Source organism: Pseudomonas migulae (assembly GCF_024169315.1).
Taxonomy (GTDB): Bacteria; Pseudomonadota; Gammaproteobacteria; order Pseudomonadales; family Pseudomonadaceae; genus Aquipseudomonas; species Aquipseudomonas migulae_B.
In genome coordinates this window covers 2,351,672-2,365,467 of sequence record NZ_JALJWR010000001.1, presented here as the reverse complement: position 1 = coordinate 2,365,467, position 13,796 = coordinate 2,351,672, and the positions used below count along the sequence as shown (strand labels likewise).

Annotated in this window: 10 protein-coding genes and 4 tRNA genes; 9 read left to right on the top strand and 5 right to left on the bottom strand. The window is 58.2% G+C overall.

Annotated elements, in window-relative coordinates:
* Positions 1-100 precede the first annotated feature (100 nt).
* From alaS to J2Y86_RS10830, 6 genes are all read left to right on the top strand, one after another.
* Positions 101-2,725 (top strand): alanine--tRNA ligase, encoded by a 2,625-nt coding sequence (gene alaS / locus J2Y86_RS10855; protein ID WP_253430831.1) that lies wholly within the window; start codon positions 101-103, stop codon positions 2,723-2,725.
* A 91-nt stretch (positions 2,726-2,816) separates the two neighbouring features.
* Complete coding sequence (locus J2Y86_RS10850; protein WP_253430828.1) at positions 2,817-4,058, top strand: aspartate kinase; 1,242 nt, start codon at positions 2,817-2,819, stop codon at positions 4,056-4,058.
* Positions 4,059-4,244: 186 nt separating this feature from the next.
* Positions 4,245-4,433: a carbon storage regulator CsrA gene (csrA, locus tag J2Y86_RS10845; RefSeq protein ID WP_002554426.1), complete on the top strand. Its 189-nt coding sequence runs from the start codon at positions 4,245-4,247 to the stop codon at positions 4,431-4,433.
* A 62-nt stretch (positions 4,434-4,495) separates the two neighbouring features.
* Positions 4,496-4,586, top strand: a tRNA-Ser gene (locus J2Y86_RS10840).
* A gap of 108 nt (positions 4,587-4,694) precedes the next feature.
* A tRNA-Arg gene (locus J2Y86_RS10835) sits at positions 4,695-4,771 on the top strand.
* A 71-nt stretch (positions 4,772-4,842) separates the two neighbouring features.
* Positions 4,843-4,919 (top strand) — tRNA-Arg (locus tag J2Y86_RS10830).
* Positions 4,920-4,938: 19 nt separating this feature from the next.
* Here J2Y86_RS10830 and J2Y86_RS10825 read toward each other — a convergent pair.
* Positions 4,939-5,457 carry a cell envelope protein SmpA gene (locus tag J2Y86_RS10825; RefSeq protein WP_253430825.1) on the bottom strand — a complete coding sequence of 173 codons (519 nt, stop codon included), beginning with the start codon at positions 5,455-5,457 and terminating at the stop codon, positions 4,939-4,941.
* A 319-nt stretch (positions 5,458-5,776) separates the two neighbouring features.
* On the opposite strand from J2Y86_RS10825, the gene mgtE reads away from it, so the two are divergent.
* Positions 5,777-7,219 (top strand): magnesium transporter, encoded by a 1,443-nt coding sequence (gene mgtE, locus J2Y86_RS10820; protein ID WP_214377984.1) that lies wholly within the window; start codon positions 5,777-5,779, stop codon positions 7,217-7,219.
* Between the two features lie 98 nt (positions 7,220-7,317).
* Here the strand turns inward: mgtE and J2Y86_RS10815 are convergent, their stop codons facing one another.
* From J2Y86_RS10815 to J2Y86_RS10805, 3 genes are all read right to left on the bottom strand, one after another.
* Positions 7,318-7,644 (bottom strand): Arc family DNA-binding protein, encoded by a 327-nt coding sequence (locus tag J2Y86_RS10815; protein WP_003178899.1) that lies wholly within the window; start codon positions 7,642-7,644, stop codon positions 7,318-7,320.
* A 505-nt stretch (positions 7,645-8,149) separates the two neighbouring features.
* Positions 8,150-8,329: a PA3371 family protein gene (locus tag J2Y86_RS10810; protein WP_253430822.1), complete on the bottom strand. Its 180-nt coding sequence runs from the start codon at positions 8,327-8,329 to the stop codon at positions 8,150-8,152.
* A gap of 23 nt (positions 8,330-8,352) precedes the next feature.
* Positions 8,353-8,586, bottom strand: coding sequence for a hypothetical protein (locus tag J2Y86_RS10805; RefSeq protein WP_253430819.1), 234 nt, complete (start codon positions 8,584-8,586; stop codon positions 8,353-8,355).
* A gap of 293 nt (positions 8,587-8,879) precedes the next feature.
* Here J2Y86_RS10805 and J2Y86_RS10800 point away from each other — a divergent pair.
* A tRNA-Arg gene (locus J2Y86_RS10800) sits at positions 8,880-8,956 on the top strand.
* Between the two features lie 148 nt (positions 8,957-9,104).
* Complete coding sequence (locus J2Y86_RS10795) at positions 9,105-9,644, top strand: hypothetical protein (RefSeq protein ID WP_253430816.1); 540 nt, start codon at positions 9,105-9,107, stop codon at positions 9,642-9,644.
* 7 nt (positions 9,645-9,651) lie between these two features.
* Here J2Y86_RS10795 and J2Y86_RS10790 read toward each other — a convergent pair whose 3' ends face one another.
* Positions 9,652-13,785 carry a CheR family methyltransferase gene (locus J2Y86_RS10790; protein WP_253430813.1) on the bottom strand — a complete coding sequence of 1,378 codons (4,134 nt, stop codon included), beginning with the start codon at positions 13,783-13,785 and terminating at the stop codon, positions 9,652-9,654.
* Positions 13,786-13,796: the final 11 nt, after the last annotated feature.

Genomic DNA, 13,796 nt, shown 5'->3' with positions numbered 1-13,796 from the left:
TACCCCGCGCGCTGGGCCGATATAATGCGGCCCTTTGCCGTCGCTTCGTCTGTTGACGTTTCGCACAGGCCTTTGGCCGCAGCCTCCGTGGAAGAACCTAATGAAAAGCGCAGAAATCCGTGAAGCCTTCCTTCGCTTCTTCGAAGAGCAAGGCCACACCCGTGTAGCCTCCAGCTCTTTGATTCCGGGCAACGATCCAACCCTGCTGTTCACTAACGCGGGGATGAACCAGTTCAAGGACTGCTTCCTGGGCCAGGAAAAGCGCGCGTACACCCGCGCCGTCTCCAGCCAGAAATGCGTGCGCGCCGGCGGCAAGCACAACGACCTGGAAAACGTCGGTTATACCGCCCGTCACCACACCTTCTTCGAAATGCTGGGTAACTTCAGCTTCGGTGATTACTTCAAGCGCGATGCGATCACCTACGCCTGGAACTTCCTGACCTCCGAGAAGTGGCTGAACCTGCCGAAAGAAAAGCTCTGGGTCACCGTCTACGCCAGCGATGACGAGGCGTACGACATCTGGACCAAGGAAATCGGCGTTCCCGCCGAGCGCATGGTTCGCATCGGCGACAACAAAGGCGCGCCCTACGCGTCCGACAACTTCTGGACCATGGGCGATACCGGCCCGTGCGGCCCTTGCACCGAGATTTTCTACGATCACGGCGCCGACATCTGGGGCGGCCCACCGGGCTCGCCGGAAGAAGACGGCGACCGTTACATCGAAATCTGGAACAACGTGTTCATGCAGTTCAACCGCACCGCCGATGGCGTGTTGCACCCGCTGCCAGCACCGTCGGTCGACACCGGCATGGGCCTGGAGCGGATCAGTGCCGTGCTGCAGCACGTTCACTCGAACTATGAAATCGACCTGTTCCAGAGCCTGCTGAGCGCATCGGCCAAGGCCATCGGTTGCACCAACGACGCACAGGCTTCCCTGAAAGTCGTCGCCGACCACATTCGCTCCTGCGGTTTCCTGATTGCCGACGGCGTGCTGCCGTCCAACGAAGGCCGCGGCTATGTGCTGCGCCGGATCATCCGTCGCGCCTGCCGTCACGGCAACAAACTGGGCGCCAAGGGCAGCTTCTTCTACCAGATCGTTGCGGCCCTGGTTGCCGAGATGGGCGAAGCCTTCCCGGAGCTGAAATCCCAGCAGGCGCACATCGAGCGCGTCCTGAAAGCCGAAGAAGAGCAGTTCGCCAAAACCCTGGAGCAGGGCCTGAAAATCCTCGAGCAGGATCTGGCCGAACTCAAAGGCGACGTGGTGCCGGGCGACGTTGTGTTCAAACTCTACGACACCTACGGCTTCCCGATGGACCTGACCGGCGACATCGCTCGCGAGCGCAGCCTGACCATCGACGAAGAAGGCTTCGAGCGCGAAATGGAAGCCCAACGCGTCCGTGCGCGTTCGGCCAGCTCGTTCGGCATGGACTACAACAGCCTGGTCAAGGTTGACGTGGCCACCGAATTTACCGGTTACAAAGCCACCAGCGGTTCGGCGAAAGTCGTTGCTCTCTATAAAGATGGGCAATCGGTCGACGTTCTCAGTGAAGGCGAAGAGGGCGTGGTCGTTCTCGATCAGACTCCGTTCTACGCTGAATCCGGTGGTCAGATCGGCGATTGCGGTTATCTGCAATCGAGCAACGGCCGTTTCGACGTGCGCGACACCACCAAGACCGGCGGCGCGTTCCTGCACCACGGCGTACTGGCTTCGGGCAGCCTGTTGATCGGCGCCCCGGTTGAAACCCACGTTGAAGCCGACGTCCGTCACGCCACTTCGTTGAACCACTCGGCCACTCACTTGCTGCACGCCGCGCTGCGTAAAGTGCTGGGCGATCACGTTCAGCAGAAAGGCTCGCTGGTCGACAGTCAGCGCCTGCGCTTCGACTTCAGCCACTTCGAAGCCATCAAGCCTGAGCAGTTGAAGGCGCTGGAAGATATCGTCAACGCCGAGATTCGCAAGAACTCCGCCGTTGAGACCGAAGAAACCGACATCGAAACCGCCAAGCAGAAAGGCGCGATGGCGCTGTTCGGCGAGAAGTACGGCGACAACGTGCGCGTGCTGAGCATGGGCGGTGATTTCTCCGTTGAACTGTGTGGCGGTATCCACGCCAACCGTACCGGCGACATCGGCCTGCTGAAAATCATCAGCGAAGGCGGTGTGGCCTCCGGCGTGCGTCGTATCGAAGCGGTCACCGGCGCCGCAGCGCTGGCATACTTGAACGCTGCTGAAGAACAACTCAAGGAAGCGGCCAACCTGGTCAAGGGCAGCCGCGACAACCTGATCGACAAGCTGTCGGCTGTGCTGGAGCGCAACCGTCTGCTGGAGAAGCAACTCGAGCAGTTGCAAGCCAAGGCAGCCAGTGCGGCGGGCGACGATCTGTCGGCCTCTGCCCTGGACGTCAAAGGCGTGAAAGTGCTGGCCGTGCGTCTGGACGGTCAGGATGGCAAGGCGCTGCTGGCGCTGGTCGATCAACTGAAAAACAAACTCGGCCGCGCAGTGATCCTGCTCGGCAGTGTCCATGAGGAAAAGGTCGTTCTGGTTGCAGGCGTAACCAAAGACCTGACTGGCCAACTCAAAGCCGGTGATTTGATGAAGCAAGCCGCTGCGGCAGTGGGCGGGAAGGGCGGTGGTCGTCCGGACATGGCGCAGGGCGGTGGTACTGACGCTGGCGCACTGGATGCCGCATTGGCCCTGACCGTTCCATTTGTAGAGCAGGGTCTATAAGGCAGTGTCTCCGGCCCGCTGTCCAGTGGCGGGCCGGAACGCTGTTTGAGTGATTATTTGGGCGCCCTTCATGGGCAGAGGCGGCTTTGAAATGGCTTTGATCGTACAGAAATTTGGAGGCACCTCGGTCGGCACTGTCGAGAGAATCGAGCAGGTCGCCGACAAGGTTAAGAAATTCCGCGATGCCGGCGATGACCTGGTGGTTGTGCTGTCTGCAATGAGCGGCGAAACCAACCGTCTGATCGATCTGGCCAAGCAAATCAGTGGCGACGGCCAGCCGGTTCCACGTGAGCTGGACGTGATCGTTTCCACCGGTGAGCAGGTGACGATTGCCCTGTTGGCCATGGCGCTGATCAAGCGCGGCGTGCCAGCGGTGTCCTACACCGGCAACCAGGTGCGGATTCTGACGGACAGTGCGCACAATAAAGCGCGTATCTTGCAGATTGATGACCAGAAGATTCGCGGTGATCTGAAAGCAGGTCGCGTGGTGGTTGTCGCCGGTTTCCAGGGCGTCGACGAGCACGGCAACATCACCACCCTCGGTCGTGGCGGTTCCGACACCACCGGCGTGGCGCTGGCGGCAGCCCTGAAGGCTGACGAATGCCAGATCTACACCGACGTCGACGGCGTCTATACCACCGACCCGCGTGTGGTGTCCGTGGCCCAGCGCCTGGACAAGATCACCTTCGAAGAGATGCTGGAAATGGCCAGCCTCGGTTCCAAGGTGTTGCAGATCCGTGCGGTCGAGTTCGCCGGCAAGTACAACGTTCCGCTGCGCGTACTGCACAGCTTCAAGGAGGGTCCGGGCACCCTCATTACTATTGATGAAGAGGAAACCATGGAACAGCCGATCATTTCCGGTATCGCTTTCAACCGCGATGAAGCCAAGCTGACCATCCGTGGCGTGCCAGACATCCCGGGCGTTGCCTTCAAGATTCTCGGCCCGATCAGCGCCGCGAACATCGAAGTCGACATGATCGTGCAGAACGTTGCGCACGATAACACCACCGACTTCACCTTCACCGTGCACCGCAATGACTTCCAGGCCGCGCAAACCGTGCTGGAAAACACCGCTCGCGAGATCGGTGCCCGTGAAGTGGTTGGCGACATCAAGATCGCCAAGGTCTCGATCGTCGGCGTCGGCATGCGTTCCCACGCAGGCGTGGCCAGCCGCATGTTCGAATCCCTTGCGAAAGAAAGCATCAACATCCAGATGATCTCGACCTCGGAAATCAAGGTTTCCGTGGTGATCGAAGAGAAGTACCTGGAACTGGCTGTGCGCGCACTGCACACGGCTTTCGAACTGGACGCACCGGCCCGCCAGGGCGAGTGATGCGTTTGCCAAAGGGCGCGGTCTGACCGCGCCCTTTGTTTTTTTGAATGGCGCGACCCGAGGCTGTTCTTTTGCTCGCGCTGGTCAATACTCAGGCATGTAGGGCTGCGACCGCTCAGGTTGTAGGTCGAGTGCCTTTTTTTTGCAGACTGTTGTCCCTGAAATGAAATGCGTGAGGAGAAAGGTATGCTGATTCTGACTCGTCGGTGCGCAGAAAGCCTGATTATTGGTGATGGCGAAATCACCGTGACCGTGCTCGGCGTCAAAGGAAATCAAGTGCGTATCGGTGTCAACGCCCCGAAAGAGGTTGCGGTCCACCGTGAGGAAATTTACCTGCGTATAAAGAAAGAGAAGGACGAAGAACCAAGCCATTAATTTTTATCGTTTTTTATGTTTGCAAACGGGGAAGAAGCTGGTTAATATACGCCCCGTGTTGCGGAGAGCTGGCCGAGTGGCCGAAGGCGCTCCCCTGCTAAGGGAGTACACCTCAAAAGGGTGTCGGGGGTTCGAATCCCCCGTTCTCCGCCATTATTTGCGTAGTACGTTGTAATCTGGCTTCTTCGGTAAGTTGTTGAAATTACTAGAAAAAAGCGCTTTACATAGAGATTAAACGGCCTATAATGCGCGGCAACAAATGCACTCGTAGCTCAGCTGGATAGAGTACTCGGCTACGAACCGAGCGGTCACAGGTTCGAATCCTGTCGAGTGCACCATTTAAGAGTTGTTTGCAGTAATGTGAATGACTTGGCTTCAACCAGTTGTGATCTGGTATAAAACCACAAATGCACTCGTAGCTCAGCTGGATAGAGTACTCGGCTACGAACCGAGCGGTCACAGGTTCGAATCCTGTCGAGTGCACCAAACACCAAAAAGCCCGCGTTTAACGCGGGCTTTTTGCCGTCTGGGTTTTGGCTTTTCCCTTGGTGCATCCTTTCTCATCGAACTCGACGTGAGCACTGCGACCCCGCTTGGTGTCGTAACGATAGCTTGTGGCCGAATTGCGAACAGTGACCTTGTCGGGCTTGCCGAGTGCGCTTTCGACATCCTGCTGACTCATGCCGGCAACCACCCGTTGATTGATGATTGCTTCCCGTCGCTCCCGCGCATTAATCACGTTCCCGCATTTGTCCTCGGCCTGGCCGACGACTGTCGGCTCCCTCCTTTTGATTTTCATACCCGATGTTTCATGCGTGTCTGCTTCCGGCATAAGGGCTACCGCGGTGCCGGGAGTAAAGGTGCGCACTTCCTGCAGCGAAAGGCTGTCACCGGCCCCACAGCTCAATGTGGTGAAGGTGATGCGACCATTGGCTGCTTCGCATCGGTGAACGGTTGCAGCAAATGCCTCGAGCGGCAGGCAGAGCAGGGCGATCAGCAAAAAATACTGTGCATTCAATAGCATCAAACGTCCTCCATGACGGTCTGACTCAGGGTAGCCGTTACATTTTTCAGGGGTGGTGTGTTTTCTTTTCAGAATGAGTCGTCGCATTTTCATGGATCAGGATGGCGCTCAGGTTTGTCTCGCAAGCGCTTGTTTCAGCCGAGATTTTTTAACGTTTAAAACCGTCGGGCGGTGTATCATTGCGCCCGTCAGCCCCGCCGGGGCTTGTGGAATACCTCCATGGACTTACCCAGTAGTAACTCAGTAAACCGTTTTTCCAATCATGAATTGACTGATTGATCCTTCCGGCGTGCCCCGCTGCTGGGAGTGGAGTTCGCCTATGTCTGAAGTTGAAGTAAAGAAAACGCAAGAAAGCCTGCAGGACCGCCTCGCTCAAGTCGTTGAGCTGTTGCAGCGTCAGCGGGTGGTCGAAGACCTGACTCATCGTCAGGAAGGCCCGCATCACGACCGGGTCGAGAACCTGGTTCACCGGCAGAACCTGGTCGAGCTGCAGCGCAAGCTCGATGACCTGCACTCCGCCGACGTCGCCTACATTCTTGAAGCCTTGCCGCTGGACGATCGTCTGACGCTCTGGCAACTGGTCAAGGCTGATCGCGACGGCGACATCCTGCTTGAAGTCTCCGACTCGGTTCGTGAAACCCTGATCGCCGACATGGACGATCATGAACTCCTGGCTGCCGCCAAGGACATGGATGCCGACGAACTGGCTGACCTGGCCTCCGAGCTGCCGCGAGACGTCGTCCACGAGCTGATGGAAACCCTCGACGGTCAACAGCGTGAGCGCGTTCGCTCCGCGTTGTCCTATGACGAGGAGCAGGTCGGTGCGCTGATGGACTTCGAGATGGTGACGATCCGTGAGGATGTCAGTCTCGAAGTGGTATTGCGTTACCTGCGTCGCCTCAAGGAGCTGCCGGGCCACACCGACAAACTGTTTGTGGTCGATTACGACGGCGTGCTCAAGGGCGTGTTGCCAATCAAGCGTCTGCTGGTCAATGACCCGGAAAAACAGGTTTCGGAAGTCATGGCCAGCGACCCGGTGAGTTTTCACCCGGACGAAGACGCCTACGATGCCGCACAGGCGTTCGAACGTTACGACTTGATTTCGGCGCCTGTGGTCGACAAGAACGGCAAGCTGATCGGCCGTCTGACCATCGATGAAATGGTCGACCTGATTCGTGAAGAGAGCGAAAACGAAGTTCTCAACATGGCGGGTCTGCGGGAAGAAGAAGATATTTTCGCGTCGGTCTGGAAATCCCTGCGTAACCGCTGGGCCTGGCTGGCGGTGAACCTGATCACCGCGTTCATTGCCTCCCGCGTGATCGGTTTGTTCGAAGGTTCGATCGAGAAGCTGGTGGCGCTCGCGGCATTGATGCCGATCGTAGCGGGTATCGGTGGCAACTCGGGTAACCAGACCATCACCATGATCGTTCGCGCCATGGCGCTGGACCAGGTGAGCACCGGCAACACGTCGCGCCTGATGCGCAAGGAATTGGCCGTTGGCCTGATCAATGGTCTGGTGTGGGGCGGGGTGATCGGTGTTGTCGCCTACATGCTGTATGGCAGTTGGTCGCTGGGCGTGGTGATGACCGCGGCCATGACGCTTAACCTGTTGCTGGCGGCGCTGATGGGGGTGTTGATTCCCATGACCCTGGCGAAGATGGGGCGCGATCCGGCGATGGGTGCCAGTGTGATGATTACCGCCATGACCGACAGTGGCGGCTTCTTCATCTTCCTGGGACTGGCGACTATCTTCCTGCTCTGATTTCCAGACGTAAAAAAACCCGCCATCGGCGGGTTTTTTTTGCCTGAATTTCAGGCAAAAAAAAGCCAGCAATTAGCTGGCTTGAGCTTTCGGATGAATCAGGAAGCGTCTGCGGCCATTTCGGCGTCATGGGCAATCAGCGAAACGAGTGCGTTTTGCTGGCGATGGGAAAGTTGGCGGAAGCGTTGCAGCAGTTCGCGTTCGTGCAGTGACAGCTCCGGGCTGTCCAGGCGCATGCTCAACTCTTCGCCCAGCGCGCCTTCCTGAATAAGACTCTGCTCAAGGCGCGCAATGATTTCGGAGTTCATGCTGCGATGATGATTGCGAGCCACCTCGGCAATGCGTTCACGCATTCCGTCTGGCAGACGTACGACGAACTTGTCAGCCGTACGGCTGGAATAAATTGCCTGTTTCAATGGGCGCATATATTTAACCGGTTAGTTCAGGGGAGCGGTTCTCGGGATTGGCCGCACGATGTCTGATAGGACAAGGACTCTGGCCAAATGTTCAACCTGAATTGATAGAGGCTCGCATCATGCCTCAAAGAAGCCAGTTCATTGGCGTCAATTCTGTGACAAATATTGAACCGGATGCCGGCGTTATGCCAGCACCAATTATCAGAAATGCGGACTGGTTTGAAAAGTCTGCTCCATCCGCCTCTCTGGCCGCGTCCTGTAGCCCGACAGGTAATGTCCGAAGACACCTGAAGGTACATGCTATGCGGAGTCGATCACGATTCCTTACCTTTACAGGATAGTGGCAAATGGCCGATTTACTAGTGGCAACCACGGCATAAGGGCTATTTCAGGATGGATGGCAGACTGATTTACTTGAGCGTCTGCAGGCGAAACGCTTCGAAGGGGGAGGCGGCGGATGATTACGAGAGGGCAGCTGCGCGTTGTGCTGCCCGTCTGTTGAGTCTGTTGCGCGTCAGCGCAAGACCGGATCAAACTTGATCTTGCGCCCAGCGACCAGCGCCAGCACGAACAGCGCACTGAAAACACCGCAGGCAATCAGGGGCAGGGTGACAATCGAGTCCTGGACCAGTGACAAATGAAGAATGCCGCTCAGTAGGGCAAGGACGAAAAATCCTGCGGCTGATTTGGACATGCTGTGCTCCTGAAGGGGATTGTTCAAAATACCAGGCGTTGTGAAGATTGCGCCGGCAGCAGGATATTTTCCTGGCTCACTTCCTGACTGACAAAGCCGTGCTGATCACTCAGCACTGCCAATTGCGGCGCCCTCTGTACTTGAAGGTAATGGGGCATGCGTTGGGCGACCGGCTCGGCGCCGCTCTCGGGGGAAAAGTGAAAACCCAGCAAGACCGCCAGAGCGATCGCGTTCGAGAGTAAAAGGGCGCTGTTCATGAGGCTGGCCTCCGTTGTTCTTTGAGAACAGCTAAAGCACCCGACGTGCCAAGAGTTTAACGCCTATTAAATCCTTTAAAAACAACAAATTAGGGTATTCATCAGAAGTGCCATCATTGCAATTTGCAATGATGGCTTTTTGCGGTGATGCAATTTGCACGGTAAACAAATCTCTCGCAGTCGAGGGGCGCCTGCCTACACTTAAAAAGCGCTAAGGACGACATGACAAACGCAGACCCGCCCGTTAACATGCACGCCGTCCATCGCACCGCGTTTTCTCGCGGACGACTTGTGTCTCAGTAGCTCAATTGGATAGAGCATCCCCCTCCTAAGGGGAAGGTTGGCAGTTCGAACCTGCCCTGGGACACCATCAAATTCCAGCCCTTCGGCTGACAAAAAAGCCCCGCCAGGATCCTGCATCCGGCGGGGCTTTTTCATGGGCAATCACCCGACGACCAACATTGGAAAGACGCCCATTGCTGTGCCTTACTCCAGAGACAACTCAAGGAGCGAAATCGATGCGACGCAGAGGCGCCCAATTCTGGTTATGGACCAACATGCGACTGCCTCTGCACACTCACGAAGAGGTGCTGGGCAACGGTGTGCAGATCGAGGTGCATGCGCGGGTCAGTGTTGAAGGGGTTACCCAGGTTTTTTTAGGTGTCTACGGCGCTGATGGCTGGCCGATTTGCGAGGAACATCATGACCGCAACGTCGGTGAGCCTTACTGCGCAGCATTGAAGTGGGGGACCCAGCGGGCGAGGGAGATTGTGGCGGACACTCAGGCGTTCGTCGCGCCGCACCGGGTGCAACTGACGTTGGGGCCGGTGATCACCGATGAGTCGGTCATCGCGTTGCGCCGAATGGAGATGACCGAGCGTGAACGCTTGAAGCTCAGGTCTGAGGATGCCTGGTCAGAGTATCTGGCCGCCAAGGAGGCCATGCTCGTATTGATGCGCTCCACCAGGGTTGATCCCACGGTCTGGACCGCTCACAAGGAACGACTCAGGCAGGCGATCGACTGGCGCGCCTGTGTGCAGCGCGACTATCTGAACTGAGCGCGACTCAGCGTTGGCGTCGCAGGGTCTCGATGGTGCTGATCAGGTCATCGTAGGACACCGGTTTGCCGATGTGCTGGTCAAAGCCAGATTGCCGCGACTTCTGAATGTCGCTGCTGGTGCCGTAGCCAGTCAGGGCGATGGCCGGGACATCCCTCGCGAGCGGCAACTGACGCAGTGCGCTCATCAGCTCGTGGCCGTTCATGATCGGCATGCCGAGGTCCGAGATGATCAGGTCGAACCGGGTGCTTTTCGCCGCGTCCAGCGCTGCCACGGGCCGGTCAAAGGCAATCACTTGCGCATCTTCCATCTCCAGCAGCATTTTCAGGGTTTCCAGCACGTCTGCGGAGTCGTCCACCAACAGGATCGTCAACCCGCTGAGTCTTCCGGAAGCATCCTCGACGCCCGCGACGGGCTGTGCTTCGCCATGGGTCGTGGCCAGTGGCAAGTAGACGGTGAACGTACAGCCCGTGCCTACCCCGGCAGAGCTCACCTCGACCGTACCGCGTTGCGCCTCGGCCAACTGCCGTACCAGCGACAGGCCAATTCCCAGCCCTTCACGGTTGTGAGTGATGTGTTGTTTTTCAGCCTGGCTGAACAGGTCAAAGACATGCTCGAGGTTTTCCGGGGCGATGCCGGCGCCGTTGTCTTTGATGTCCAGCCGCACCATGGCCCCGGACTGGCTGGCGATCAATTGCACGCGGCCTTTGGGCGGGGTGAATTTCAGGGCGTTGTTTACCAGGTTCCAGATGATTTGCTCAAGGCGCGTCGGGTCGGCCTGGACCCATAACGCATCGGCTGGCAGCAACAGTTCGACGGTGACGTCATGCTGGTCATTGAGCACGACGGTGTAGACATCGCGCAGCACACTGGCGAGGTCGACGGCGACCGGTTGCAACTTGAGCTTGCCGGTCCGGACCCGGGCCACATCCAGCAGGTCGTCGATGATCCGCGCCTGGCTGTTGACCGCGTCGCAAATAGTGTTGACCGCCTTGGCGGCCGGAGCCAACGACTTGGTCACCGGCAAGCGCCGCAGCAGTTCGGCGTTGAGCTGGATCAGGTTCAGCGGATGTTTGAGTTCATGGGACATGACCGCGAAGAACTCATCCTTGAGGTAATTGGTGTTGCGGGTTTCGGCCAATTCCTGGCTCTGTGCTTCGTGCTGGCGTTTGTGGCCGGTCAGGTCCCGGGCAATTTTCACATAGCCTTTGAGGTTGTCGCCGCTGAGCAGGGTCACTTCGCCGCTGCAATAGAAGCGGCTGCCATCCTTGTGCAGATGCCAGCGTTCATCTTCGCTGCGGCCATGGTTGCGCACGGCCAGCAATTCGTTTTCCGGCACACCCGCCGCTCGGTCCTCGGCGGAGAAAATGAAGTCGTAGTAAGCGCCTTCGGCCTCGGCCTTGTTGTAGCCGAAAATCAACTCCGCGCCTTTGTTCCAACTGGTGATCACACCCTGTTCATCGAGGGTGATGATCGCGTAGTCGCGGGTGCTTTCGGCGACCAGGCGCATGCGCTCTTCGCCCAGGCGCAGCTCTTCTTCGGCGGCCCGACGCTTGGTGATGTCGATGAAGGTCAGCACGGTGCCGTCGATGTGGTCTTCGCTGGAGCGATAAGGCAACAGTCGGGCGATGTACCAGCGGTTGTCGGAGCTGCTGACTTCGCGTTCGATCATGTTCAGCGATTCGAACACCAGCGCCGCGTCACCGGCCAGGTTGTCGTAATCCAGGCGATGGGTGATATCGAGCAGGGAACGTCCGGTATCCACCGGCAACATGCTGAAGATGTCGGTGGCACGCGGGGTGAACCACTTGATGCGCATGGCACGGTCGACAAACACGGTGGCAATGTCGGTGGAGGCGATCAGGTTGGTCAGGTAATCGTTGATCTTGTCGGTTTCTTCGACCTTGGTTTTCAGCTCGAAATTGACCGTCAGCAATTCTTCGTTGATCGACTGCAGCTCTTCCTTGCTGGTTTCCAGTTCTTCGGTGGCCGAGCGCAGTTCTTCGTTGATCGCCTGCATTTCCTCGTTGGAGGCCTTGAGTTCTTCGCTGGAAATTTCCGACTGTTCGATGGTGTCCTGCAAATGCAGCTTGGTGCGTTGCAGTTCGCGTTCGAGGTTGGACAGCACCTGGTTTTCGTTCTGCAGCACGGTGGTCGCCGCCAGTTCTGAAGGGTCGATTTCGACCTCCTCGAAAATCACCAGCGCGTACTCGCTGTCCGAGCCTTCGTCCTTGTAGGGATGAACGACCAGATTGATCAGGTAACGCCGCTCATCTCGCTTGATCGGCACCTCCCGGGATTTGACCGACAGCGCGTTCTGCTGGACCTGGAACAGTGTGGTGCGCAGTTCCAGGCGCAGTTCCGGCAGGATCAGTGTCAGCAGGTTGCGCGACAGCTCGCCACCGACATGTCGCAGGAAGCGCCCGGCACTTTCACTCATGTGCAGGATGTCGGCGTTGGCATCGACGATCACGCTCGGTGGCGCGGACTGCTCTATGGCACGTTGATGGATATCAGCGAAAGACAGTTTGCGCTGCACGCTGCTTTGCGCAGGCTGCTGGGAAACATTGGTCCGCACGTAGCCGCCGCGGGGCATAGTCGGGGTGCGACGGCTGTTGGCGGTGCCGGTCTTGGCGCGGAAGATCCGGTTGCGTTTGTCCGCCGGGGCGAACAGTTCATGACACGCGTCGGCACTTTCGGAAGAACCGAGAAACAGGAAACCGCCCGGTCGCAGGGCGAAGTGGAACATCTGCAGGATTTCACGCTGCACTTCGCGATCCAGATAGATCAGCAGGTTGCGGCACACAATCAGGTCGATCTGCGAGAACGGCGGATCGGACAGCAGGCTGTGTTTGGCGAACAGGACCTTTTCGCGGATTTCCTTGCGGATCCGATAGTGATCGTCTTCCTTGAGGAAGTAATGCCGCAGTCGCGTTGGCGGCACGTCGGTCACGATCGCTTGCGGATACACCCCGGCACGGCCGACGCTGATGGCGCGTTCGTCAATGTCGGTGGCAAACAGCTGCATCGACGCCGCGCTGGCGTCCAGTTGCAACTGGTCGCTGAGCAACATGGCCAGGCTGTAGGCTTCCTCACCGGTGGAGCAGCCGGCGGACCAGACCCGGATTTCTTCCTTCTCGGGTTGCGCTGACACGGCGGCGCTGACCAGTTGCGGCACGACATCGCGCTCCAGCGCTTCGAAGGCTTCGCGGTCGCGGAAAAAGTTGGTCACGCCGATCAGCATGTCGCCGAGCAGGGCCTTGGTTTCTTCCGGATTGTCTTGCAGGTAACGATAGTAGGCCGCGAGGTCCGGCTGGGCCGTGACCTGCATCCGCCGTTCGATCCGGCGCAATACCGTGGCGCGTTTGTAGTGCTTGAAATCATGGCCGGTGCCGGTGCGCAACTGAATAAGAATGTCGTGCAGCATTTGTTCGGCCACCAGCGCTTCGCGTTCGGAAACGGCAGCAATGGTCTGTAATTCGGGGTCGTTGGGGGTGGGCAAACTGATTTCCTGGGAGTTGCGCCACAGCTCCAGCAGCTTTTGCGGCATTTCAACCACCGGCAGGACCAGGTCAACCATACGGGTGTCGATGGCGGCGCGAGGCATGCCGTCGAACTCGGCGTCTTCCGGCGCCTGGGCCAGCGCGACGCCGCCCTGTTCCTTGATTCGCGACAGGCCGACAGCGCCGTCGGAACCGGTGCCGGACAGCACTACGCAGAAAGCCCGTTCCCGGTGCACATCCGCCAGGTCGCGGAAGAACAAATCAATCGAGGCATGGCGGCTTTCCCGCGTCTCGCAGGCGCTGACTTCAAGAAAGCCATCGTTCATCGACAGGCGTTGCGCCGGTGAAATGACGTAAACGTGGTTTTTCTCGATGGACACCGTTTCGGTGACTTGCAGCACCGGCATCTGCGTCGATTCCTGGATGATCCTGTCGGCGATGCTCTGGTGATCGGGGGAGAGATGAAGAATGATCACGAACGCCATGCGGTTGTCATGAGGCATGTTTTCGAAGAAAAGCTTGATGGCTTGCAGGCCGCCCGCCGACGCGCCAATGCCCACCACCGGAAAGTCCAGGGTACTGGGGCGCAGGGTCTTTCGCTCTTTAGGAGGTATCGAGCGATCGGGAGTGGTGGTCATGACTTCTGCCT

Bases quoted from the DNA above. Each gene is read 5' to 3' on its own strand.
- alaS (WP_253430831.1), top strand. From the start codon at position 101: ATGAAAAGCGCAGAAATCCGTGAAGCCTTCCTTCGCTTCTTCGAAGAG.
- J2Y86_RS10850 (WP_253430828.1), top strand. From the start codon at position 2,817: ATGGCTTTGATCGTACAGAAATTTGGAGGCACCTCGGTCGGCACTGTC.
- csrA (WP_002554426.1), top strand. From the start codon at position 4,245: ATGCTGATTCTGACTCGTCGGTGCGCAGAAAGCCTGATTATTGGTGAT.
- J2Y86_RS10825 (WP_253430825.1), bottom strand. From the start codon at position 5,457: ATGCTATTGAATGCACAGTATTTTTTGCTGATCGCCCTGCTCTGCCTG.
- mgtE (WP_214377984.1), top strand. From the start codon at position 5,777: ATGTCTGAAGTTGAAGTAAAGAAAACGCAAGAAAGCCTGCAGGACCGC.
- J2Y86_RS10815 (WP_003178899.1), bottom strand. From the start codon at position 7,644: ATGCGCCCATTGAAACAGGCAATTTATTCCAGCCGTACGGCTGACAAG.
- J2Y86_RS10810 (WP_253430822.1), bottom strand. From the start codon at position 8,329: ATGTCCAAATCAGCCGCAGGATTTTTCGTCCTTGCCCTACTGAGCGGC.
- J2Y86_RS10805 (WP_253430819.1), bottom strand. From the start codon at position 8,586: ATGAACAGCGCCCTTTTACTCTCGAACGCGATCGCTCTGGCGGTCTTG.
- J2Y86_RS10795 (WP_253430816.1), top strand. From the start codon at position 9,105: ATGCGACGCAGAGGCGCCCAATTCTGGTTATGGACCAACATGCGACTG.
- J2Y86_RS10790 (WP_253430813.1), bottom strand. From the start codon at position 13,785: ATGACCACCACTCCCGATCGCTCGATACCTCCTAAAGAGCGAAAGACC.